At 56.2% G+C, this 23,652-nt stretch carries 22 protein-coding genes; 7 read left to right on the top strand and 15 right to left on the bottom strand.

Annotated elements, in window-relative coordinates; all coding sequences use genetic code 11:
• Positions 1 to 198 precede the first annotated feature (198 nt).
• On the bottom strand, positions 199 to 1,095 hold the full coding sequence (locus tag FCL49_RS04315) for a LysR family transcriptional regulator (protein WP_135316253.1): 897 nt from the start codon (positions 1,093 to 1,095) through the stop codon (positions 199 to 201).
• 174 nt (positions 1,096 to 1,269) lie between these two features.
• Between FCL49_RS04315 and FCL49_RS04310 the strand changes: the two genes are divergently transcribed.
• Both FCL49_RS04310 and FCL49_RS04305 read left to right on the top strand, forming a co-directional pair.
• On the top strand, positions 1,270 to 2,649 hold the full coding sequence (locus FCL49_RS04310) for a dihydroorotase (RefSeq protein WP_174352555.1): 1,380 nt from the start codon (positions 1,270 to 1,272) through the stop codon (positions 2,647 to 2,649).
• Entirely contained in the window at positions 2,646 to 3,896 is a 1,251-nt protein-coding gene (locus FCL49_RS04305) for a Zn-dependent hydrolase (protein WP_174352554.1), read from the top strand. The genes FCL49_RS04310 and FCL49_RS04305 overlap by 4 nt, the downstream gene beginning before the upstream one ends.
• Before the next feature lie 123 nt (positions 3,897 to 4,019).
• Here the strand turns inward: FCL49_RS04305 and pckA are convergent, their stop codons facing one another.
• Positions 4,020 to 5,639, bottom strand: a complete 1,620-nt coding sequence (gene pckA / locus FCL49_RS04300; protein ID WP_135316256.1) for a phosphoenolpyruvate carboxykinase (ATP) — start codon at positions 5,637 to 5,639, stop codon at positions 4,020 to 4,022.
• A gap of 489 nt (positions 5,640 to 6,128) precedes the next feature.
• On the opposite strand from pckA, the gene FCL49_RS04295 reads away from it, so the two are divergent.
• Positions 6,129 to 7,472, top strand: a complete 1,344-nt coding sequence (locus FCL49_RS04295) for a 2-hydroxycarboxylate transporter family protein (protein ID WP_174352553.1) — start codon at positions 6,129 to 6,131, stop codon at positions 7,470 to 7,472.
• Positions 7,473 to 7,777: 305 nt separating this feature from the next.
• Entirely contained in the window at positions 7,778 to 9,208 is a 1,431-nt protein-coding gene (locus FCL49_RS04290; RefSeq protein WP_174352552.1) for a serralysin family metalloprotease, read from the top strand.
• A 150-nt stretch (positions 9,209 to 9,358) separates the two neighbouring features.
• On the opposite strand, the gene FCL49_RS04285 is transcribed toward FCL49_RS04290, so the two are convergent.
• Positions 9,359 to 9,568, bottom strand: a complete 210-nt coding sequence (locus FCL49_RS04285; RefSeq protein ID WP_135316259.1) for a hypothetical protein — start codon at positions 9,566 to 9,568, stop codon at positions 9,359 to 9,361.
• Positions 9,569 to 9,733: 165 nt separating this feature from the next.
• Between FCL49_RS04285 and FCL49_RS04280 the strand changes: the two genes are divergently transcribed.
• Positions 9,734 to 9,904 carry a hypothetical protein gene (locus FCL49_RS04280; protein ID WP_174351920.1) on the top strand — a complete coding sequence of 57 codons (171 nt, stop codon included), beginning with the start codon at positions 9,734 to 9,736 and terminating at the stop codon, positions 9,902 to 9,904.
• 33 nt (positions 9,905 to 9,937) lie between these two features.
• Here the strand turns inward: FCL49_RS04280 and FCL49_RS04275 are convergent, their stop codons facing one another.
• Complete coding sequence (locus FCL49_RS04275) at positions 9,938 to 10,075, bottom strand: hypothetical protein (RefSeq protein ID WP_017892602.1); 138 nt, start codon at positions 10,073 to 10,075, stop codon at positions 9,938 to 9,940.
• Between the two features lie 18 nt (positions 10,076 to 10,093).
• Positions 10,094 to 10,201, bottom strand: coding sequence for a small membrane protein YniD (yniD, locus tag FCL49_RS24645; RefSeq protein ID WP_012144841.1), 108 nt, complete (start codon positions 10,199 to 10,201; stop codon positions 10,094 to 10,096).
• A 329-nt stretch (positions 10,202 to 10,530) separates the two neighbouring features.
• On the opposite strand from yniD, the gene FCL49_RS04270 reads away from it, so the two are divergent.
• Positions 10,531 to 10,923, top strand: a complete 393-nt coding sequence (locus tag FCL49_RS04270) for an ASCH domain-containing protein (RefSeq protein ID WP_012144842.1) — start codon at positions 10,531 to 10,533, stop codon at positions 10,921 to 10,923.
• Between the two features lies 1 nt (position 10,924).
• The gene (locus FCL49_RS04265) at positions 10,925 to 11,527 is read left to right on the top strand and encodes a C39 family peptidase (protein WP_174352551.1); all 603 of its coding nucleotides are present in this window, start codon (positions 10,925 to 10,927) and stop codon (positions 11,525 to 11,527) included.
• 54 nt (positions 11,528 to 11,581) lie between these two features.
• On the opposite strand, the gene FCL49_RS04260 is transcribed toward FCL49_RS04265, so the two are convergent.
• The 10 genes from FCL49_RS04260 to yebS all read right to left on the bottom strand — a co-directional run bounded on the left by FCL49_RS04260 (position 11,582) and on the right by yebS (position 23,461).
• Positions 11,582 to 11,821 (bottom strand): YebV family protein, encoded by a 240-nt coding sequence (locus FCL49_RS04260; RefSeq protein WP_012144844.1) that lies wholly within the window; start codon positions 11,819 to 11,821, stop codon positions 11,582 to 11,584.
• 137 nt (positions 11,822 to 11,958) lie between these two features.
• On the bottom strand, positions 11,959 to 12,891 hold the full coding sequence (locus tag FCL49_RS04255; RefSeq protein WP_153860708.1) for a Csu type fimbrial protein: 933 nt from the start codon (positions 12,889 to 12,891) through the stop codon (positions 11,959 to 11,961).
• An 18-nt stretch (positions 12,892 to 12,909) separates the two neighbouring features.
• On the bottom strand, positions 12,910 to 15,399 hold the full coding sequence (locus FCL49_RS04250; RefSeq protein WP_438827225.1) for a fimbria/pilus outer membrane usher protein: 2,490 nt from the start codon (positions 15,397 to 15,399) through the stop codon (positions 12,910 to 12,912).
• A 7-nt stretch (positions 15,400 to 15,406) separates the two neighbouring features.
• Positions 15,407 to 16,171: a fimbrial biogenesis chaperone gene (locus FCL49_RS04245; RefSeq protein ID WP_174352550.1), complete on the bottom strand. Its 765-nt coding sequence runs from the start codon at positions 16,169 to 16,171 to the stop codon at positions 15,407 to 15,409.
• Positions 16,172 to 16,194: 23 nt separating this feature from the next.
• Positions 16,195 to 16,743 (bottom strand): Csu type fimbrial protein, encoded by a 549-nt coding sequence (locus FCL49_RS04240; RefSeq protein WP_174352549.1) that lies wholly within the window; start codon positions 16,741 to 16,743, stop codon positions 16,195 to 16,197.
• A 5-nt stretch (positions 16,744 to 16,748) separates the two neighbouring features.
• The gene (locus FCL49_RS04235; protein WP_174352548.1) at positions 16,749 to 17,252 is read right to left on the bottom strand and encodes a Csu type fimbrial protein; all 504 of its coding nucleotides are present in this window, start codon (positions 17,250 to 17,252) and stop codon (positions 16,749 to 16,751) included.
• A 2-nt stretch (positions 17,253 to 17,254) separates the two neighbouring features.
• Positions 17,255 to 17,794 carry a Csu type fimbrial protein gene (locus FCL49_RS04230; protein ID WP_174352547.1) on the bottom strand — a complete coding sequence of 180 codons (540 nt, stop codon included), beginning with the start codon at positions 17,792 to 17,794 and terminating at the stop codon, positions 17,255 to 17,257.
• Between the two features lie 277 nt (positions 17,795 to 18,071).
• Positions 18,072 to 19,508, bottom strand: a complete 1,437-nt coding sequence (rsmF, locus tag FCL49_RS04225) for a 16S rRNA (cytosine(1407)-C(5))-methyltransferase RsmF (RefSeq protein ID WP_174352546.1) — start codon at positions 19,506 to 19,508, stop codon at positions 18,072 to 18,074.
• A gap of 106 nt (positions 19,509 to 19,614) precedes the next feature.
• Positions 19,615 to 22,245 (bottom strand): PqiB family protein, encoded by a 2,631-nt coding sequence (locus FCL49_RS04220; RefSeq protein ID WP_174353461.1) that lies wholly within the window; start codon positions 22,243 to 22,245, stop codon positions 19,615 to 19,617.
• Complete coding sequence (gene yebS, locus FCL49_RS04215; protein ID WP_174353460.1) at positions 22,214 to 23,461, bottom strand: membrane integrity lipid transport subunit YebS; 1,248 nt, start codon at positions 23,459 to 23,461, stop codon at positions 22,214 to 22,216. Before yebS ends, FCL49_RS04220 begins: the two co-directional genes overlap by 32 nt.
• Positions 23,462 to 23,652: the final 191 nt, after the last annotated feature.

Genomic DNA, 23,652 nt, shown 5'->3' with positions numbered 1-23,652 from the left:
AGTATCGGTGAGATTGCGCTTGAATGAATAATCTATGAATAGTTGCGCTACCGGAATTCGATACTAGGGGGCGGTCTGGTAAAATGTCGCATTACTTTTTATCACCTGCGTATAACAAAATGTTAACCCATGGAGCAGGTGAATGAGTTATAGCGTCATCACGCCGGAGAGCGGCGCCACAGAGAGCGGTAAAACCGCTTAGCGCGACCAGTGGATCTGCACCGACTCCAGGGTGGCGATAAACGCCTGGGCCAGGCGTGACAGGGGCTCGTACATACCATGCACGATGCTGATAGGCGTTTTGGCGGTGGGTTCTATCGGCCGGAAAACCACTTTGGTCCACACTGGGCCATTGGCGGTGATTTCGTCGATCAGCGCGATACCCACCCCAGCCTGTACCAGCGCACAGGCCACGTGGATCTGCTGCACCTCAACGGTAGGGCGCAGGATCATATCGGCGTCATCCAGCAGCTTGCGCACCAGTTGACCAATCGGGATCTCGGTGCCGTAGCCGATAAAGGGTTGGTCGATTAAATCCTCGATGCTAATCACATTTTTGGCGGTCAGCGGGTGAGTGGCAGGCAGCGCCACCACCAGCCGGTTTTCGTATAGCTGGCGCGAATGCACATTCGGATGGCCTTCATGCAGAAAGGCCACACCCAGTTCGACCTGTTGCGTCAGTACCGCCTGCAACAACACGTCCGGGATCATGGTGTGCAGGATCACCCGTGCCTCGGGCAACTGTGCATGGAACCTGGCAATGGCGCTGGGGATCAGGCCCTGGCCCAGGCTCGGGCTGCAGGCGATGCGCAGGTGGCCCATACGGTTTTGGATCAAATCTTCGGCCACTTCGTTAACCCGCTGCACCCCCTGATACACCGAGTTGACCTCGACAAACAGATGGCGCGCCTCGGGCGTTGGGTACAGCCGCCCCTTGATACGTTCAAACAAGGTCAGGCCTAACCGTTGCTCGGTATAGGCGATCAATCTTGATACCGCGGGTTGCGACACATGCAGTAGTTTGGCGGCGCCGCTGATGGAACCGGTCAGCATGATGGCGCGGAACACTTCGATTTGCTTGAGGTTTAAACGCACATGCCCTCCACAATGGTTAACATTTTGTTATGCATGAGTGATAAACAAGCATAAGACAGAATAGACAGCCTCACCCTACACTGGCCTTGGTATCGGCACAACCGGCCGATTGAAAAGCTGATAACCCTGCATGTTTATGCAGTTGTTGGGCGAATTGAAATAAGGGGAGGCGTTATGAATTTGAGTCAACGGCCAGAGCTGGTGGTCAGGGGCAACCTGGTGGATGCCGAGCGGATGACGCCTGACGGCTGGCTGGCGATCGCCGGCGGTAAAATCATTGGCAGCGGCAGCGGGCAGGCCCCCGAGGCGGCACAGGTGCTCGACGCCAGCGGCAAGTGGATCCTGCCGGGTGTGATTGACGGGCAGGTGCATTCGGGTAGCCAGGCCAACCAGGAAGGCCTGGGCTGGGCATCGCGGGCGGCAGCGGCGGGCGGCATTACGGTGATGGTCGATATGCCTTATGACGATCCGCAGCCGGTGGCCTGCCGCGCCCTGCTGGAGGCCAAAATTGCCGAGGTAGAGCGTGACTGTCATGTCGACGTGGCGCTGTTTGGCACCCTGAACTCCACCTACGGCTTTGACGCCGCTGCGGGTCTGATCGAGGGCGGGGTCTGCGCCTTCAAGTTCTCTACCTTTGAAGCCACGCCGGGCCGCTTCCCGCGGGTAGATGAAGACGATCTGATGCACGCCTTCCAACTGATCGCCCCGACCGGGCTGGCCTGCGCGGTACACAACCAGATGCAGGAACTGACGCGCAAGAATATCCAGCGGATGACCGAAGCGGGTGATACCGGTTGGGATGCATTTATGCGCGCCCACACGCCGCTGATCGAAAATTTGGCGACGGCGTTGATCTATGAGATGGGGGCAGAAAGCGGTGCGCGTGCCCATGCGGTTCACGTTTCCACCTCACGCGGTTTCGAACTGTACCGGATGTATCAGCAAGCCGGCTATCCGGTCAGCATTGAGACCTGCGTGCAATATCTGATGCTGAACCACGAACAGCACACGCGCCAGTTTGGTGCCAAGACCAAGCACTACCCGCCGATCCGCCCGAAAGCGGAAACCGAATTGCTGTGGAGCCATATTGCGCAGGGCAACTGCACTTTTGTTTCTTCCGACCACGTCAGCTGGGGGCTGGAACGCAAAGGGGACGCCAACGTGTTCAAAAATGCCTCCGGCGGACCGGGGCTGGAGACGTTGTTACCGGCCCTATGGACCGGGTGCGAGCAACATGGCATCGCACCGACTACCGTGGCGCAACTGCTGTGTCGCAATCCGGCACGCCATTTTTTGCTCGACGATCGCAAAGGGAGCTTTGATATCGGCATGGATGCCGACTTCGTTATTTTGAAGCCTGAACATTACCGCTTTGACCCGGCCAATAGCCTGTCGGCGGTGAAGTGGAGCGCCTTTGAGGGGATGGAGTTCAGCGTGCGGGTGGAAACCACCTATTGTCGCGGCCAGGCGGTATTCGCCAACGGCCAGATTGTTAATTCGCCGGGTGCCGGCCAGTTTCTGCGCCCGCATGCCGCTCAAGGGGAAGGCCAATGACCGAATTAATTAATAGTGAGCGTTTGTGGGCCAGGGTTAATCATCTGGCGCAGATGACACTGCCGGAGGTGCCCTGGACGCGTCGTGCCTTTACGCCGTTGTTCAGCGAAGCGCGTCTGTGGCTGGCGGAGCAAATGAAGCAGGCCGGGCTGACGGTGACGCTGGACGAGGGGGGCAATCTGATCGGCCGCCGCGCCGGGCTGCGCCAGGATTTGGCCCCGATTGTTACCGGTTCGCATTGCGATACCGTGGTCGGCGGCGGCCGCTTTGATGGCATTATCGGCGTGTTGGCGGGGATTGAGATCGCCCACAGCCTGCATCAGCAGGCGATCAGTTTGCAGCATCCGTTTGAGGTGATCGATTTTCTGTCCGAGGAGCCGAGCGATTACGGCATTTCCTGCGTCGGCAGCCGGGCGCTTTGTGGTGAACTGGACAGTGGCATGCTGGCGGCGAAGAACGCGCAGGGTGAAACGTTGGCGCAGGCGATGACGCGAATCGGCGCTCAGCCGGAAAAACTGAACCAGCCACTGCGCTTGCCCGGTGGCACCGCCGCTTACGTTGAGTTGCATATCGAACAGGGGCCGGTACTGGAGCGTCAGCAATTGCCGATTGGCGTGGTGACGCACATTGTCGGCATTCGCCGGGTCTTGGTAACGGTGATTGGCCAGCCGGATCACTCCGGTACCACGCCAATGGATATTCGTCGCGACGCGCTGGTGGGTGCGGCGCAGGTGATCGAGCAGGCGCATGCGGCAGCCTCGCAGCAGAGCGGTAATCCGCACTATGTGGTGGCGACCGTGGGCCGTATTGCCATGACGCCCAATGTGCCTAATGCGGTGCCGGGCCGGGTGGAACTGATGCTTGAGGTGCGTAGCGACAGTCAGCAGGTGCTGGACAGTTTCCCTGAATTGTTGCTGGAAACCTGTTTGCCACGCTTGCAGAGTCTGGGGTTACAGGTGGAGTTGCAGCATGTCAGTCGGGCACGGCCCACGGCCTGTGCGGAAAGGGTGATGCAGGCGATCGACGCTGCGGCGCAATCGCTCGGGCTGGCCAGCCGTCGTTTGCCAAGCGGTGCCGGGCATGACGCGGTGTATATGGCACCCACCGGGCCGGTAGGAATGGTGTTTATACCCTGTCTGAACGGGCGCAGCCATTGCCCGGAAGAGTCGATTACCGAGCAACAGTTGGCTGACGGTGCCAGGGTGCTGGCACAGGCGCTGATCAATCTGGATCAGCAACTGGCGTAAAAAGGGGGCCGATTGGCCCCTTGAGTGCTGAAACCTGCCGTAGGGGACGAACATGTTCGTCCCAATACGCAAGTGGGCGCAGCATGCGGCGCCCCTACCATTTAACCATCAGCTCTTGCAGCCTTAAAGTTTAGGGCCGGCGCTGACCAGCTTTTCACCCGCCGGTGTCACGGTGTATTTGGCAAAGTTATCGATAAAGCGCTGTGCCAGATCCTGAGCTTTCTCCTGCCACAGTGATTCGTCCGCATAAGTTTTACGCGGGTCGAGGATGGAAGGGTCAACTCCTGGCAGCGCGGTCGGGACTTCCAGGCCAAAGATAGGCAGGGTGAAGGTCTCGGCGTGTTCAATCTCACCGTTCAAAATGGCGTCGATGATGCCGCGCGTGTCCTTGATGGAAATACGCTTGCCGCTGCCGTTCCAACCGGTATTCACCAGATAGGCCTGGGCTCCGGCCGCTTCCATTCGTTTCACCAGCACTTCGGCGTACTGCGTCGGGTGCAGCGTCAGGAACGCGGCGCCGAAACAGGCGGAGAAGGTGGGCGTTGGCGTGGTAATGCCGCGTTCTGTACCGGCCAGCTTGGCGGTAAAGCCGGACAGGAAGTGGTACTGAGTCTGTTCTGGCGTCAGGCGGGATACCGGAGGCAACACCCCGAAGGCATCGGCGGTCAGGAAAATGATTTTCTTAGCATGGCCGGCCTTGGACACTGGCTTGACGATGTTTTCGATATGTTCAATCGGGTAGGAGACGCGGGTGTTTTCAGTCTTGCTGGCATCATCGAAATCTATGCTGCCGTCGGCCAGCACCTGCACGTTTTCCAGCAGCGCGTTGCGACGGATGGCCTGATAGATCTCGGGTTCGGCCTGTGGCGACAGCTTGATGGTTTTGGCGTAGCAGCCGCCTTCAAAGTTGAACACGCCGTCATGATCCCAGCCGTGTTCGTCATCGCCGATCAACTGACGCTTGGGATCGGTGGAGAGGGTGGTTTTACCGGTGCCGGACAGGCCAAAGAACACCGCCACGTCACCCTGTTCGCCGACGTTGGCTGAACAGTGCATCGAGGCGATTCCCTGCAACGGCAGCAGGTAGTTCATGATTGAGAACAGGCCCTTCTTCATTTCGCCGCCGTACCAGGTGCCGCCGATCAACTGGATACGCTCGGTCAGGTTAAAGGCAACGAAGTTTTCTGAATGCAGCCCCTGCTGTTGCCAGTCCGGGTTGGTGCATTTGGCCCCATTCATCACTACGAAGTCCGGTTCGAAATTCTGCAGTTCTTCATCCGTCGGGCGGATAAACATGTTTTTGACAAAGTGCGCCTGCCAGGCCACCTCGGTGATGAAACGCACCTTCAGGCGGGTGTCGGCATTGGCGCCGCAGAAGGCGTCCACCACAAACAGGCGCTTGCCGGAAAGCTGGTTACCCACCAGCGTTTTCAGATGCTGCCAGACTTCTGGCGACAGCGGCTGGTTGTCGTTTTTTCCGGTGCCGTTATCGGACCACCAGACGGTATCGCGCGTGGTGTCGTCACGCACAATGTATTTATCTTTCGGTGAACGGCCGGTGAATTCACCGGTATCGACGTTGACCGCTCCCAGGCGGGTCAGCGTACCGCGCTCCAGTGCCGGCAGGTCGGCACGGGTTTCTTCGGTAAACAGCTGCTCGTAGCTTGGATTATGGACGATTTCGGTAGCCTGATGGATGCCGTAACGGGCCAGTGTTTGTGGGGTAATCGCGATTGAAGACATATCCTACTTCCTTATTAGTTCTATGCCTGCAGACTTTCGGCCTGTCGCGCTGTTGCGACAATCTGAAAGCCATGGAGCATATATTATTGCCTGTTTTCTGCACGGTGCCGCGCACAGAAGCAGGTTCGGGTACAGCTGACCGGATTCAGCTAATTACCGCTCCGGTTCTCATTAATAAACGCACGGATTTTTACTTCCATCTATAGCATAGCAGCGAATTTACGCCTGATTATTTTAATTACAAAATGCTGACGATAATTAATTAAAACCAACATCTGTGGGGGCTCACAATATTGAATTAATAAGGCGCCATTTTGTTTTGTATTTTTATTTTTTATCATATCTTCTGGGCTGTCCACTATTTTAATCATTATAAAAAATCAAATTTTACATCGTGTCTATGATAATGATTTGAGTTAACTCCTTAAATTATTTCATATGTCTTTAGACGAGCCGCTCCACACTGAACACTGGTCAGCAGGGTGAATAATGAAACAGATAAATGCAGAAATTGCCTGTGAGAAAGAGACGTTGCAGCCTGATTCATCAGGATTAATTAACCAATTCCGGCAAATGAATATCGGTGCTGTGCCAGTGGCGTTGTTTATCACTATTTGTGCCATTGTCACCGTGTCGGCTTATGCCAATTTTTTACCCAAGAATATGATTGGCGGCCTGGCGGTGATTATGACGCTGGGTTTTGCATTGGCGCATTTGGGCAAAAGTATCCCGGTGTTGCGTGATATCGGTGGCCCGGCCATCCTGTGTCTGATGGTGCCTTCGGTGCTGGTCTACTTTAATTTCTTCCAGCCGAACGTGATGGGCACCGTCCATCTGCTGATGAAAGACGCCAACCTGCTGTATTTTGTTATCGCCAGCCTGGTAGTCGGCAGCATTCTCGGCATGAACCGGGTGATCCTGATCCAGGGCATGATCCGTATGTTCGTGCCTTTGGTGGTCGGCACGGTGACGGCGGTGGTGACCGGGTTGCTGGTGGGTAAACTGTTTGGCTTTACCTTCTACCACACCTTCTTCTTTATCATTGTGCCGATTATCGGTGGTGGTATCGGCGAAGGCATATTGCCGCTGTCGCTGGCTTATTCGGCCATTCTGGGATCGACGCCGGATGTGTACGTGGCGCAACTGGCACCGGCGGCGGTACTGGGCAATATCTTCGCCATCGTGGCGGCGGGGGTGTTGGCTCGTCTGGGGATGAAGCGCAAGGCGTTAAGCGGTGACGGCATGCTGATCCGTTCGGCGCAGGACAACGCGGTGTTTGCTATCAAAGAAAGCACTGGCAACGTTGATTTCCAGCTGATGGGCGGCGGACTGCTGGTGATCTGCGCGTTCTTTATCGTTGGCGGGTTGTTCGAACACATCGTCCATATTCCCGGTCCGGTGCTGATGATTCTGTTTGCGGTGCTGTGCAAATATTGCCGGGTGATCCCAACCTCAATGGAAACCGGTGCGCACAGTTTTTATAAGTTTGTTTCAACCGCGCTGGTGTGGCCGCTGATGATTGGCCTGGGCATGCTGTACGTACCGCTGGAAAGCGTGGTGGCAGTGTTCTCGGTAGGCTATGTGGTGGTCTGTGGTTCGGTGGTGCTGTCGATGGGGCTGGTGAGCTTCCTGATTGCGCCTTACCTGAAGATGTACCCGGTTGAAGCGGCCATCGTCACCTGCTGCCACAGTGGGTTAGGTGGGACTGGCGACGTGGCGATCCTTTCCGCCTCCAACCGTATGGGGTTGATGCCGTTCGCGCAAATCGCCACCCGCATCGGCGGTGCGTCCACCGTGATTGGCGCCACGCTATTGTTGGGGTGGTTAATCTGAGGCCGGATTAAATTATGGATGCCGGGGTGAATTACCCCGGTTTTTTATTTTGCTGCTGGCTAATAATAAGCACTCAAACAGGTTTGAAATCGACGGGATTATTTTTTATCAGATAATTCTGTATTTTAATCAAAAGTGGCTATTCTTTTATTTAAGGGATTATCGTTCTCATTAAGAGTGCTCATGGAGGGCGCCAGCCGCATTACCGAAATCCCCGTATTTATCCAGCACCGGACCACGGCCATTAAGGCCATCCGTCAGTGATGCCTTCGGCACATTGAAATGACAAATATGGAGATACAGGTATGTCATCAAATAATCAATCGGTTAACGCCTCCGCTGAAGCTATCGGCGTATTGGCCCTGCAGGGCGCTTATAAACCCGATAGCGATCCGCTGCTGAACGTGATTCATCCCTCAAAAAGCTTTGAGAATGCGGGGCTGGAACTGATCCGCGGCGATCGGAGCTGGCACGACAAAGGCGTGACCGACATCGCGGTTAACCTGAGTTACAGTTTCTGGCAACAGGCACCGGGCAATATGTCGAGCATGGCAATCAGTGGGTTCAGCAGCTTTAATCAGCAGCAGCGCGAGCAGGCGAAACTCTCACTGCAATCCTGGTCAGATGTTGCCAATATCACCTTTACCGAAACCAGCGATACCCAAAACGCCAATATCAAATTTGGCCTGTTCGATGTCAGCTCGCGTGGTTCTTATGCCTTCGCTTATAACCCGGATACTTCTGCCTCGGTGGCGGGGCAGACCTGGTATAACGCCAAAAGTAATGTGTTCGCCAATAACCTGATTAACGAAAACGAATATGGCCGTCAGACGTTAACTCATGAAATTGGCCACGCGCTGGGGTTGCAGCACCCTGGGGACTACAATGCTGCACCGGGCGTTAGCATCACCTACACCAAAGATGCGACCTACTTTGAGGACAGCCGCGCCCACAGCGTGATGAGTTATTTCAGCGAGAGCAGCACGGGCCAGGATTTTCAGGGCGCTTACTCTTCCGCTCCCTTGTTAAATGACATTACGGCCATCCAGCATTTCTACGGTGCCAACATGAGCACCCGCAGCGGGGATACGGTTTACGGTTTTAATTCCAACACCGATCGCGATTTCCTCACCGCCACCCATGCGCAGGACAAAATCGTGTTTAGCGCCTGGGATGCCGGTGGCACCGATACCTTCGATTTCTCCGGCTTTAACCAAAATCAGCGAATTAACCTCAACGAAAAATCGTTCTCCGACGTCGGTGGGCTGAAGGGTAACGTTTCTATTGCTGCCGGTGTGACTATCGAAAATGCTTTTGGTGGCGCGGGCAATGATGTGATCATCGGCAACGACACCAATAATATTTTGCTGGGCGGCGCCGGGGACGATATTTTGTACGGTGGCGGCGAGTCGGATCATCTGTTTGGTAATGGGGGCAAAGACACCTTCGTTTATTTCGCTGCCAACGAGTCACGTGCTGATGCGCCGGACTGGATCGTCGATTTTGTCAGTGGTGAAGATAAAATTGATCTGTCGCTGTTTAACACCGGCAGCAATAATGGCATCGAATTTGTCAGTCAGTTCAGCGGCAAGGCTGGTGAGGCAATGCTGAGCTACGACGCGCAGGCGCACGTCAGCGATTTAGCCATCAATCTGGGCGGCGGGTTTGACGCTAGCGATTTTCTGGTGAAAGTGGTGGGGCAGCCGCTGGAAACCAGTGATTTCGTGCTGGCCTGAGGTTAGATAGCAATAAAAATTCGGTATTTTGAGGAAAACCCGACAATTCCTATTAATTCCGTCATGTTAGCCTGACATAATTGCGTACAGAAGGCCGGGCTTGCATACCTCGGGCTTCTGCTGAATCGCCAACCTTCTTCGGTTGGCGATTCATTTTCCATCTTTCAGCATGTTGATCGCGGCACCAATCAGGATCCGCCGTTCAATATCGTGACAGTCGGCCAGTTGCCGCGCCAGGTGCTTCGCCAACGTTTCTACCGATAAAACCTCGCCGCGATGGCGTAATTGCATCACGCTGTCGCCGATCAAGCGTGCCACTTCATCCCACACCGGTTTTATCTCCTGCTCCGAGAACATCATCGCTTACCTCGGCTGGCTGATTTTTGGTCAATGTAGCAGTTGAGCCAGGGGTTCGCCACCGCACCGATCGCACAATATTAAAACAGGAAGCATAAAAAATAAGCCATCAGTATTTCTTCTGGTTTTTTCACCCAATACTGACAGTGTTGAATCTGTGGAGGGTGAATGATGAAACTGATCGAGCAACTGGCTGAGTACCATCGCCGGAGTCAGCCGGCAGAAGTGCCACATTGGCTGTGTCGTCTGTGGTTGCCGCAAGGGGAGGCGCGGATTGCCTATTTGCGTGAGCTGCTGGAGCCGGAAACCAAACAGCCCGCAGAGCGGGAACGGGGATAAGGTGGTGTGAGCCAGTGTCCGGCCGGACTGGCATTACTCAAGAATATCTTCGATCTCTTCAAGTACCTGATGACCCAGCTCAGTGGTGATCATCAAAATACCGCAGACCAAAATCACCAGTGCCAGCAGCAGTAAGGCGATCTGTACTCCGTTGCCGTTTCGTTTTGCCATCTGTTTTGCTCCCTGCCATTAGCCAAAGACTATCGCCGCCCAGCGCAATAACAGCAGGGCGAGACAGATCAGCAACAGTATCAAAAACATCTTCCAGTGTTTGGTACGCATGCGTTTGGTTGCCAATGTGACCTCCTGTTTTGCCGATCAGCTGAAATACCAGACGGCGATAATAAAGATAGCAATCACCACCGCTGCCAGCACCTTTAACAAGGCGCTGAAAGTGTCATCGGAATTTTGGTCGTCATGCTTCATTTTGCCGCCTGGCTGATAGCCATGGAGTGAATTGCGTTCACAGTATGCCTGTTGTCCCGACATAGGCACAGGGATTTACCGTAAATTGCCTGTAAAGCTGCGGGATTAGAAGATTGAGAGTGAATTCGGCAGGTGCAGGCAGCGGGGAATACGTTGTACTATTCTGTCTGCACAATGATTCATTCAATAAAGGTATGGCAATGGCGAACGAAATTCCGAAGAAATATGAAAACACCGAACGTTGGGCGTTTGGCAACACCGAGCAACAGGCCGATGAAGTGGTCAAACTGATCCTCAACGGCACCAAAACGGCCACCTGCGCCAATCTTGACGGTGAAGGCATCCCACTGGCCGGTGATGTGTTTGTGGTGGTTGATGGTAAAGGCAACCCGGTGTGTGCGGTAGAGCTGACGTCGGTCGAGATGAAAACCTACGATCAGGTTGATGAAGCCCATGCTTTTGCAGAAGGCGAGGGTGACCGTTCCCTGGCCTACTGGCGCAAAGAGCTGCAGAGCTTCTTCGAGGAATATGAGCTGTTCTCACCGGATATGACGCTGGTGCTGATGAATTTCAAAGTGGCAGAGACTTTCTGATTTGACCTCCTCTGTCCCTTACGTCTGCCAATGGGCGACGCCCGAGCTGGCGGCCGCGCTGATTGCCGGTCGAGCGACGCTGGCGGATGATGCCAACTGGGCGCTCAGTGGCGCACGCGATCGGGCGGAATATATCGAGTGGGCCAATCACGTCTGTGGCATGGCCTGCCTGAAAATGGTACTTAGCCACCGCGACGGGGATGCTCCGTCACTGCTGGAGCTGGCTCGCCGCAGTCTGCCCTACGGCGCTTACGTACGTGAAGGTGAGCGTATCAAGGGGCTGATTTACGCGCCATTTGTCGACTATGTGCGTGAGCAGTTTGCACTGGAGGCCGAGGTGCGGGTCGGTGTTGAGGTAGAAGCGTTGCCGCAGTTACTGGCGCAGCGGCGTTATTTTATCGCCTCGGTGCATCCCGGCATTCGCCGGCCCGAGCAGACGCCGCCGCAGCGGGGTGGCCATCTGGTGTTGGTTACCGCCGTTGAGGGCGATGGTGTGACCTTTCACAATCCTTCCGGTGACAGCCCGGCTACGCGCCAACAGGTGACCTTGCCGCTGAGCAGCTTTGGTCGTTTCTTCGCCGGCCGTGGTATTGCTATCACATAAAAAAACGCGCCGTGCTCCTGAGGGGACACAGCGCGTTCTTCAGTTTTTCATCTTTCATTCTAATCGCATCACCCAGGCATCGCTTTGCCGATCGTAATGCTGCTTATACAACAGCGATTGCTTGCCATCGAGTATCGCCGGAATGCTGGTGTGCTCATCCCAACCGTCTAACTGCATGCACAGATCGGGATCCGACTTGCAAGGGATCGCCAGCGTGCTGGCCTGCTCGGGCGAGGAGGACAAATGTGCATCATCGACCTCGAAACTGCCTATTTTTACCACGGTTTTGCCCATTGGAACTCCTTGCTTGATGTTCTGGTATGAGGTGTGACCAGTTGAGGCCGTCATCATCAGCATAGCCAAATGAGCAAAAAATGCCACATAAAAAACACAAGCTGGCAACATTAACACTCCGCGGCTAGCGGCCGGGCTTAATACTCCACCACAAAACTGATGTTGTCCTGATAGGTGCCGACCGGTACTTCGGTTTGCGCCGGGTTGATTTGCGCCAGGTAAGGAATGCTTTGTGCCAGCCCGGTACCCGCTCCGGCTTGCTTGTTGGTGCTGTTCCACACCGTGGTGCTGTTGGGCAGGTAAATTTGGTACTGCATATAGTTGCTGGTGCCGTTTTTCATACGCCGCCAGCCGGTCACCGGGTTATTGCCGTCGGTAAAGTAGGTGTTGTAGCCCTCGGTTTTGGTGCAGGTGAGGGTGATGCTCTGGTTCACCGGGTTAAACTGCCCGACCAGTGCCATGCTGCCAAAGTTGACGTTCTGCGCGGTGCCGAACAGGCAGTCTTTGGTGAGCGTCAGACTTATCGTCACGGTACTGGGTTTATTGGTGCCATCCCACCAAATGCACAACCCAATCAAGCCCAGGCCGCAAATATGGTAGTTCCATACCAGATTGACCGTATCGGTATAGGTACCGGAGCGGACGTTAGCCCCGGCGGTGGTCTTGATATACAGCGGAAAGTTGACGTTGGGGGAAATAAGGATCAGCGTCAGCAGGTTCAACGAACTGTAATCGATGGTTTGCCCGACGCTGTAGGGATATTGGTAATTCGCATCGGGGTAAATCAGGTAGGGAATGGTATCCCCGGAACCGTCGGTGTTGGCCAGCGCCATGTTGTGGGTGGTTGAGTTAATCTTTACCGTCACGGTATTTTGCGTCAGCAGTGACAGGCCAAGGCCGCTGCAGTTGAGTCCGGCAGTGCCCTGCGCGCTAAGCGAGCCATTATAAACCGCGAAAGTACTGCTGCCTGGCAAGGTGACGCTGCCGTTGGCGGTAACGCAGTCGGCCAGCGCCTGTCGGCCGATGAGCAGCAGCAGCGCCAGTAATAACGCCTTGGATCCACTAATCATATTTTTCTCCATCATCAATTACTGGCAAACAATGGGCCCGATACTTTGGACACCCTGGGTTTTGGTCAGGCTAAATTGCGCCTGACAGGGGGCGCTGCCGTCGGCCGGAATGACGCTCAGCCGGTTTTGCCGCTGTACCGGATCCACATAGACCATGCCATCCCAGCCGACATAGCTTTGCTGCTTGCTACCGATAACCGCCACTTCGCTGCCGTTGGCCAGCGGTTTCCCCTGGGCATCGACCAGTTTGACATCGGCGGCGGAGATTTGCTGGACAGGAAAATCGACCAGGAAGCCGCTGTGATCGCGGATCGCCACGGTTTTCTCTACGTTGGGAACCGCCACGTCCGCCGGCAGATTAAGCGGATCGATTTGGAATTTGGCGTGGTAATAGGAGGTGACGGTCGGCACCAGCAGATAGCCTTTGGCGTTGGTCACGCCGATTAACTGATTTTCATAGCGTACCGGAATGTCCGGGTAGCCGTCGGTAGAGATCAGCGCAAAAGCATCGTTGATGGTGTTGGTGGCGTACAGATCGCCTTGCATCGCCACCAGCGAACCACTGACTTCGCCCCAGCGGGTGTAATCATCGCTGTTGCCGTACATCCCGCCGCGGGCTTCGAGCAGTCGGGTGCGCCAGGTGATATCGGCCTGGCTGTAGCTTTCACTGCTTTGCCCGTCGGCATAGGCCAGGTTCCAGCCCAAACCGCCATCGGTCGGTGCGGCGCGGCTGTAGCTGACGCGTTGGTTCCAGCGGTTATTATTGTCACGTGAGGCGCTGACGCTGGCGGTCCCCCAACTGTCGAACGGGATAGACAGTTGCAGTTGGGCACTGTAGCCGCTGCTGCCGATTTCACGGTTTACTGACGCATACAGGCTGGTATTGCGCCACAGTGAAATGCTGTAAGAGAAGTTAACCAGGCGAGTGCGCTGGCCAATGGCATCACGTACATCGAAATACCCCGCGCCGATGCTCCCGAATCGGTTCAGACCAATACTGCCGGTCAGTTGATCGGTACGGCGGCTCAGGCGATAGTCGCTTTTATACACCGAAATATCGCCAAAGCCCGCACTGCGCAGGATACGCTGGGCATTCAGGCTGTAATAGCGGTTGCTGTAGGTGTAGCCGATGCTGCTCTGATCGCCATGGTTGGTGCTGTACTGATAGACCGGCTGCGTGTCGGGCTGAGGGATGGGTTGACCGGTCAGCGGATCGTAGTAGTTGCGTTGCTGCGAAGGCTGATAATCGTTAAAAGCATTGTCGCCGGCCTGACTGTAGCTGTAAGAAGCATTGAATACCCCCCACTGACCAACCCGAATATTGGCGCCTGCGCCGCCCACCGCCAACTCGGCGGCTCCTTCGGCACGGCCTTCCAGGGTTAACCAATCCGTGACGCCGTAACGCCCGCTGCCGCTGGCCACCCACTGCCCATAATCGGCTGAGCTAATACCATAATTGCGCCGTAGCGCTCCGCTGGACAGGCTGAAATCGCTCATGCCGGCCTGCAACAGATTGCTGGCGACATAAAACGGCACCACGGTACTGACTTGCCGGCCCAGCGCATCGGTAGTCACCACCGTGGCCTGCCCGGCGCCGTTAATGTAGGGCACGGTATTGAGGGTAAAAGGGCCAGGGTTAACGCTGGTGCTGCTGTTTTTATAGCTGTTGATATACAGATCGACGCTGCTGGGCAGTGCCGCCTGGCCGGAAAACTGCGGCAGCGGATAGGTAATCAGATCCGGGCGTGAGGCAAAATTTCGCGCCAGCTGAACGCCGCCAATACGCACCGAGCTGCTCCAGGTCAGGGCGCCGGTGGCGAGATCGCCGGCGGTATAGCTGAGCAGGCGTTCGTCATCGTTATAGCGCCACTGGCTGTCGTAGCGGATATAGCGGTTGTCCTGGTCACTGTTGGCAGTGGTGTTAAAGCTGCCGCGGAAAATACCGGTGTTGGACACTACGCCAAAGCCGTCGAACAGCCGCTGTTCACTCCAGGCGGAAAGATAGCCTGGCTGGCCGTTGGCGCTGCTTTGACTGGCGTAAAGATCGTAATTGAACAGCAGACCGAGGCTGCTTTGTGCCGGCAGGCGATCCAGCGGGTTTTGAGCGTTGAATTTCTGATTGGGCAACCAGTCGTTGGGGACGTTGATCATCAGCTGCTGGGTGTCGCCACTGTAGGTGACGTCCACTTTCTCCAATTGGTCGACCGCAATTTCTTTCGCCTGTTTATCCGCCACCGGCAGGCCGGCATCGAGCAACTGCTGCGGCGTAAGATAATAGTGGCCGCCTCGGTAGTTCACCGGCACCACTTTGCCGGTCTGACGACCATTGACCACCGGCTCCAGATACAAGGTGGTATCAGGCATGCTGATGGCGCTGGGCGGCGGCGGTAAATCATCGGCGTAAGCATACGGCAGCCACGGCGTGGCCACTGCGCAGAGTATGGCGAAGGCTAACGGTTTGAGCCCGAACCCGTTATGCCGGGGTGACGGCACCCTGATTAACTGCATTGGATACTCAATAAGCAGGCAGGGTTACTGGTTGCTTATTGTCGTTAACCGTGGCTTTCAGTTGGCCGCTGCTGAAACTGCCTGATGCCGGCAGGGCAAAGCGCATTTGTGAGCCGGGCAACACGTAACCCATAAGGCCGGCATTGAGCGTCTTCCCCTGCATGGTCACTTTGGATATGCGCGCGTGAACTATGCCCTGGTTGCGCACCTCCAGCCAGCGCTGGCTGCTTTGCTGCAACAGGCGGTAGCTGAGCTGCGGTTGGCTGGCGGTGGCATAATCGCGCGGTTTTTCCGAGTCCTGCTTGGTCCAGACGCCTTTACCGCTGACAAACAGCGGTACCGAATAGCGCATCTGGAATTTCAACCCCATTTGCGCGCCGTCAGGTGTGGATTGGCTGCCTGAATCTTTCACCGGGACTTCATCAATCAGAATGCGGTAGGCACGCTCCTGACCGGCGGGCGGAGGAGTTTGTTTAACCAGTCGGATCAGTTGGCGTTTGCCTGGGGCAATAGAGGCCACCGGCGGGCTGGCGATCACTTCGCTCTGGTTGCTGTAATCGTCTTTGCCGGCGGTTTGTTTCCAGCCGAGTACGCGAACTTGCATATAGACCGGTTTAGTGTCGCGGTTTTCCAGCCACAGCGCCGTCGCGGGCTGTTGATCTTCAATTACCGGGTCAATGGGCCAAATCAGGATCGAGGCGGCGGCCAGCGCCTGTTGTTGGCCGACAATCATCAGCGCTGCCGTCAATGGCAGTCGGAAGGGTATACGCATGGCTAAATCCTTATTTCAAAATACTAATAAGTGACCGTCAGTAAGACCGTATCGCTGTAAGTGCCACTGGTGGGCAGGGTACTGGTCGAGAACAAACGGGCATAAACTTTTATTTCCTGGGTGCTGCCGGTCGCGGCGACGATCTCAGTGCTGCCGCCGTTGGTGCCATCGCCCCAAATGGTGGAATAATTGCTGTCCTGGTAGAGCTGGTAAATCAGGGTTTCCGGGGTCAGGGTATTTTTTAATTTGCGTCCGGCGGAGATGGAGCCGGTAACGTTGTTACCGATACCCAGCGCCAGCGTGACGCTCAGGCCAGGATTACAGCGAAACAGCACGGAGCCGGCCCCGGAACTGGAAACAATGCTGATATTGCTGGCTAACGAAGAGACCTGACCAAAGCTGAGGTTGCCGAAAGTGGTGACATCGCTGCTGCCGCTACCCAGGATGCAACCTTTAACCACCGTCGCGTTGACGGTCATTGCCTGGGTCTTTTGCTGATCGTTGACGCCGGTGTCGCCCAGTACTGGCGGCGTTATCATCCAGAGCAGTAAACCACTGCTTAAAATACGCATTGCCATTACCAATTGATGGTGACCTGCACGGTATCGGTGTAGCTGCCGATCGGCGGGGTGGATTGCACCGGGATCATGCCGTACACCGGTAACCAGTTATCCTGACCGTTGGCGGTTTGCGACACCCCGGTCAGGTTATCCCAGATGGTGCTGTGCGAACTGTTGGTATACAGGTTGTAGTTCACCTGCTGGCCGGCGGCACTTTTCAGATAGCGGGCAGCGGTGTTGCCGCTTTGTCCCCCGTTAAGCAGGACATTGTAGCTGGTGCCATTGTTGCACTTGACGCGAATGGCCCCGGCGTTTTGCTGGCCGGCTACGCTGACGCTGGTCGTGAGGAAATAGACCGTACCGAAGTCCAGTGAGCCAAAGCTGACATTGCCACCCGAGCTGCTGCCGGCTTCGCATGCCTTCAACAAGGTGGCGCTGACGCCAATGGTGGCGGTTTTGCTATCGGCATTTACCGCCAGACTTAACACCAGCAATCCACAGCCCAAAACACCCTGCCGCACTGTTACCAGGTTACCGTCATGGTCACCGTATCGTTGTAGGTATCAGGATCTGGCGTGGTAGCGGCCGCCGGGACGCGGCCATAGACAATCAAGGGTACTGCGGCGCCGGTACCGGTGCCGGTCAGAGCGTTGGCACCGCTGGCCCAGGCGGTAGCGCGGGCCTGATCCTGGTAGAGGTTGTACTTGATCAAGGCACCCGCCGTACTGGCCATTTGGCGCTGGTTACCGGCACCTACGTGCAACCCGTTGTTTAACGCCACGGTGTAGGCGGTTCCTGTGGTACAGGTCAGCGACAGGGTACCTGCACCGCCGGAACCGGTTGCGCTGGCGTCGATAATGTTGGACAGGGAAGAGTAGGTGCCGAAGCTAATGGCGCCAAAGTCGTTGACGCTACCCGTGCTGTCACCGCCGCCGACTACGCAGCCTGCGCCGATGGTTAAGGTTACTCCGAGATTACCCTGAATAGTGCCTGCTGCGTTGGCTGCGCCACTTGCGCACAGCAAGGTGGCTGCCGAGGTCAATGCCATCAGAATTTTTTTCATGTCTTTTTCCTTGCCGTGTTAAAGGTGAGCCCCAAAAGACGCCATCCAGAAAAGGATAAACGCATTAATTTATTTACAGTTTAATTAATAGAATAAGAAGCCGGAATTGTCTTGGTGAAAGGCTGAAAATTTTCTTTATTTTGAAAGGCGTCGTTATCTTCTCAAGGGAAGGGACGAGAATACCCAGCGGGTAAAATGATTAGAATAATAATATTCTCCTGTCGGAATATTATTAGCGGTATTAACTGGCCGGAATTTTCCGGCCAGAGACAGGGGATTACTGGTGGAAATCCAACACGCCGTCACGAACCAGTTCGCGCGGCAGGTTGTTTTTGATCCGGCTGCCAATGCGTTTGGCGATGCCCAACGGTTGTTGCTGATAGGTGACAATACACTCATCGGTCTGCGGCGGTGGCTCTGGGTATAAATCCCGGCCGTGGAACCACTCTTGCGCCAGTGTGGCATCCAGTTCAAAACGCTGTTTGCCATCCGCCACCGCCAATGCGATAACCGCTTCGTGCTGCCAGCGGTAGCCTTTGGTGAATCGTTCGGCCAATTTCAGCCCGATACGCGAGAAACGTATTTTATTAACCAGCGCTTCCAGCTCGGCAGGGAACAGCCAGATTTCTTTATCGCGAGCCCACAGACGGCTGGTTTCATCCCAGACCAGGCCGGAAGCCGCTGCAGCCTGAGCTACCTCGGCCGAATCCTTGCCGGATAGCGGGGTGAACGGGAATTTGCCCAGCTTATAGCTTGGTTTCGCCAGTGGGGCCACAGAGTGGTGCTTGCGCAAGCGTGCCACGAAGAAGCCTTCGCTGTCGTAGATTTGCGGGAACACGTGCAGAAAGCCTTCGGCCGTTAACGCCTGTTTAGCTCCGGGGAACAAGTCACCCAGCGGTTCAATGCTGACCGCATCGCCGTAGGTTGCCAACAGCCCGTTGACGATTTGCTGGTTTTCCTGCGCGTTGAGCGTGCAGGTGGAGTAGACCAATACGCCGCCTGGGGCCAGAGCATGGAAGGCACTGTCGATCAGCTCACGCTGGGTGTCGGCGATGGCGGCGACGCTGGCCGGCGACCAGTTGCTCATGGCGTCCGGATCTTTACGCACCACGCCTTCACCGGAGCAGGGGGCATCGAGCAAAATGGCGTCGAAGCTTTCCGGCAACGCCGCACCGAATACCCGGCCGTCAAAGTGGGTCAGGGCCACATTCTTTACGCCGCAGCGGCTGATGTTGGCGTGCAACACCTTGACCCGACTGGCAGAGTATTCATTGGCAACAATCCCCCCCTGGTTGTTCATCAATGCCGCTATCTGGGTAGTTTTGGAACCCGGTGCCGCGGCGACGTCCAGCACCCGGCGCGGCGCTTCGGCCCCGGCGAACAGTGCACTGACCGGCAGCATTGAGCTGGCTTCCTGAATGTAAAACAGGCCGCTCAGGTGTTCTGCCGCGCTGCCCAGCCGCAGTTCTTCGTCCTTGCGTTCGATCCAAAAGCCTTCCGCACACCAGGGGATGGGCTCCAGCTGCCAGTCATAGTCCTGCACCAGCGTTTGAAAATCGGCAACGCTGATCTTCAGGGTATTGACCCGCAGGCTGCGGCGCAGTGGGCGTTGGCAGGCGGCAATGAAATCGTCCATCGACAGGTCGGCGGGCATGATGGCGCGCGTCGCGTCAAGAAAGGCGGGCGGCAAAAAAACGCAGGCAGGTTTGGCCACGGGGTGAGCTCTCTGGCAGCAATCAAAATAAATAAGGGCAGGAGTTTACCATAAACCGAAAAAAGTAGGGGCCCGGCATTGCCGAGCCCCTTAGAGGGTTGGGAATTTACTCTTTAGGGATGGCGGTACCCCATTCACGCCAGTCTTTGGGCTCTTCCGCATTCAGCATAAAGTGCTTTTGCGGCGTTGACTTCGGTGCCAGCGGAATACTCGGCGGAGTGGCGAAAGCAATGCCACCGCGAATGAACTGCTGGAAGGTCCCGCTCTTGATGACTCCACCGGTCAGACCGAACTGCAGGTTGTAGCCGGAAGCCAGCCAGAACACGCTGTTGTTACGCACCAGATACTGGTACTTCTTGCTGATACGCAGCGCGACGTGGATGCGATCGGACATGGCGCCCAAATAGAAGCCTGTTACCGTACCCACCTCTACGCCACGGAACAGTACCGGTGTACCAATCTGCAGCGAGCCGGTTTCGGCCGCGTCGAGGATCACGCTCAGGCCGTCCTGGTAGCGCGAGTCGGTAATCGTGGCCTCTTGCAGTTCAAAGTTGCGCAGCTCGCGTCCACGGCCTGGCTCTACGTTAATGTAGGGTTGCAGCAGGGTGTCGAGGTTGCTGACCCCGGCGGCGGAAATCTCCGGCGATACTATGGAGAACCGGCTGCCAAGGCGGGCGAAGGTCTGCACGTATTCCGGGTACAGCACCGCCTTGACCAACACTTCATTACGCTCTGGTGCCAATTTTAGCGAGTCTACCTGGCCGATATCGATACCGAGATAACGCAGTGGCATGCCTGGCGACAGCTTGCTGGCGTCGTAGGTCTTCAGGATTATCTGGCTGCCGACCGCGCGGGCGGCGGTTTCTGTGGCGTACAACACGCGTTTGGCGCCTTTGCTCAGCGTCACGCCCTGCAAATTATCGAAACTGATGGCCCCTTTTAGCGCCCGGTTGAGCGGTGAAGCCTGCACCGTCAGACCGCTGCCGTTGAGTTGTACCTTGGCACCGCCCTCGGCCCAGAAGATGCTTTCATTGGTCAGCAGCTTGCGGTATTCCGGGCTGATATAAACATCGACTTCAAATTCGTTGGCCTTTGGACGCACGTTAACAATCTCGCCCACCTGGAATTTACGGTACAGCACCACCGAACCGGCCTGCACGTCCGGCAGGCTGACGGCGGTCAGCGTCAGGGTTGGCGCAGGGCTGTTGCCGATGATCCCTGCCTCGGCCTTTTCACTATTGCCATACAGCGGATACTGTCCAACTGGCTCGCCCTTGCTGCCGGGGATGATACGCACGCCGCCGTCCAGCCACTCCTGCGCGCTGGCTCCCAGCACTTCCATGCCGTCCAGGCCCAGTTTGACGTCGACGCGGCTGTTGACCACGAACTTGCTGTCTTTGTGCAGCAGGCGGCGATATTGAGCGTCGACGGCGGCGGTAAATACCACGCCGTTGTCCGTCAGGGCGCGACTCATCACCTGACCGACCTTAACGCCGTGCACCACCAGCGGCTGGCCAACGTCGATTCCGTAGCTTTGCGGTGCGTTCAGCGTCACGGTCAGCACGCCAGGTTGTTGCAGCAGGGTTTCGCTGCTGTCCAGCACGTTGAAATGCTGTTGCGGTTCACCCTCGCCCGGTACCAGTTCCAGCGTATTGCCGGTTAGCAACTGGCTGAGTTTGGCGTCGTTAAGGCTCAGGCGTGGGCTGCGCATGACAATTCGCGTGCCGCTGCGCATTAAATCCACCACCGACGGGTCGATGGTCAGTTCACCGGTGACCTTACTGTCCTGTTGCAGCGTCAGTTTGGTCAGAGTACCCACCTGCAATCCCTGATAAATCAGTGGCGTGCGGTTTTCACTCAGGTTATTGCCGCTCGGCAGATCCAGAGTAATGTTCACGCCGCGCTGGCTGTGCGCCAGATCCGGATACAGGGTATAGCTTTGATCGGCCTTGGCCTGCTGACCGTCAAGCGGTGAGTCAAAGGCGATGGCGCCGTTGACCAGAGCGGCCAGGCTCTCCATCTGCACCGAGGCGCCCGCCAGGCTGAAATCACCCTTGAAGCCCGAGACGTTCCAAAAACGGCTGCTGCCCTTCACCAGATTGGCAAAGCGGCGGTCGATCAGGACATCGATAGTGACGCCTTTGTTGCCTTCGGCAATGGTGTAGTCATATACCTTACCTACGGGGATCTTGCGGTAATACACCAGCGAACCGGTGTTGAGCGAGCCGAGATCGTCAGCATGCAGATGAATCATCAGCTCACCGGTGTTGAGCCGGTATTTGGGCTGGGTATCGAGTGCGGTGAAGTGGGTCTTCGGCTGCCCGCTGCCTGGCATCATGCCAATGTAGTTACCGCCCACCAGCGCATCCAGGCCGGATACGCCCGCCAGCGAGGCTTTTGGCGTCACCAGCCAAAACTGGGTGCCGTCGCGCAGCGAGTCTTCCAGGTCGCTCTTGATGCTGACTTCGACCACAATGCTGCGCAGATCCTTGCTCAGGCTGATGCTCTGTACGGTGCCCACTTCCACCCCCTGATAACGTACCGGAGTACGCCCGGCGACAATGCCCGCCGCGGACTGGAAATCAATGGTCACCGTGGTACCGCGTTCCTGGAAGTTGTTATAGACCAGCCACCCGGCGATCAGCAGGGCAATAAACGGCAGTAACCAGAATGGCGAAATACGGCGCTTGTTTTTGACCCGCGCTTCAGTCGGTGTATTCGGCGTTTCCTGTTGCATGTGCATCCCAAATCAATCGGCTATCCAGCCACTCTACGGCAAGAATAGTTAAAATAACCGCAGACCCAAAATAAAAGGCTGCCGGCCCCATAGTAAAAGATAACAATTGGTCGCGATTCACCAGCGACATCATTAACGAAATAACAAACAGATCGAGCATCGACCAACGGCCGATCCAGGTGACCAGGCGCAGCAGGCGAATACGCGTTCTCAGGCTGTGCGAGGTCTTGAAATGAATGCTGAACAGTAAGGTGATCAGCACAATGACCTTGGTAAAGGGCACCAGTACGCTGGCAATGAACACGATGGCGGCGATCGGCACATTGCCTGAAGTCGCCAACGAAACCACTCCGGAGAAGATGGTGTCTTCCATTCGTGCGCCATTGGCGTAAATGATGGAGATCGGCATCAGGTTGGCCGGGATCAATAAAATCATCGCCGCAATCAGCGCCGCCCAGGTTTTTTGCAGGCTATAGGGCTGCCGGTGACACATCGGAATATGACAGCGCGGACAACGCCCACGTTGGTCAGGATAGCCGGTGAAATGGCAGGACAGGCAGATATGCAGTGCCGTTGGCAGGCCTTTCGGTTGTTCCTGCGGATAATAGCGTTCCCACAGTTGCTCCAGATTGACGTGGATCAGCGTCAGGATGCTGAGCAGGGTGAGCGCCAGGTAAGCGATCAGCGCGCTGCCGGCCTGGATATCGGCGTATTCCTTCACTTTGATGGTCGCCACCGCCATGCCGATCAGGTAAATATCGAGCATCACCCATTCTTTCAACCGATCGAGCATCAGCAGCACCGGCCGCAGGTTCATGCCCAGTGCGTGGCCGAAACGCAGGTACAGCAGCGACAACGCCAGCGTCAGCGGGGCGCCAATAGTGCAAAACGCCACCATGCTGGCGGTGAGAGGATCCCCCTGGTGGCTCATCTGCCAGATGCCTTCCAGCAGGCTGGCGTCAATACGCACCCCCAGCAGACGGATGCTGATCAGCGGCTCGCTGAAAGCAAAGGGCATCAATAGCAGCATGGTGACCGCCATGGCGGTCAGCCGGGTCATCGACCAGTCACGGCCACTGACCACCTTGGCATCGCAGCGCGGGCAGTAGGCCGCCTGTTTGCCGCTCAGTGGCGGCAACACAAACAGCAGGTCGCATTCGCAACAGCGCTGGTGGCGTGCTTTGGATAGCGGGCCGGTGATCGCGTGTATTTTCATCATGACAAAAAACTGCCCCAGAGCTCGCCGTATCGATTAGCGTAGCTGAAAAATAAATCTGTCCGTGCCTTACAGGGCCAAGCAGCGGGCGGCAAAACAGGGTTTCTGAGCGGCAAACATACCTTGCCCGGTAGGGTTTTGTGAAGCAACAGATGATTAACCTTGTGGCTATACGCATTTAATGCTTATTT

The organism is Serratia proteamaculans, from assembly GCF_013337185.1.
Taxonomy (GTDB): Bacteria; Pseudomonadota; Gammaproteobacteria; order Enterobacterales; family Enterobacteriaceae; genus Serratia; species Serratia proteamaculans_D.
This window is presented reverse-complemented; position numbering and strand designations above follow the sequence as displayed.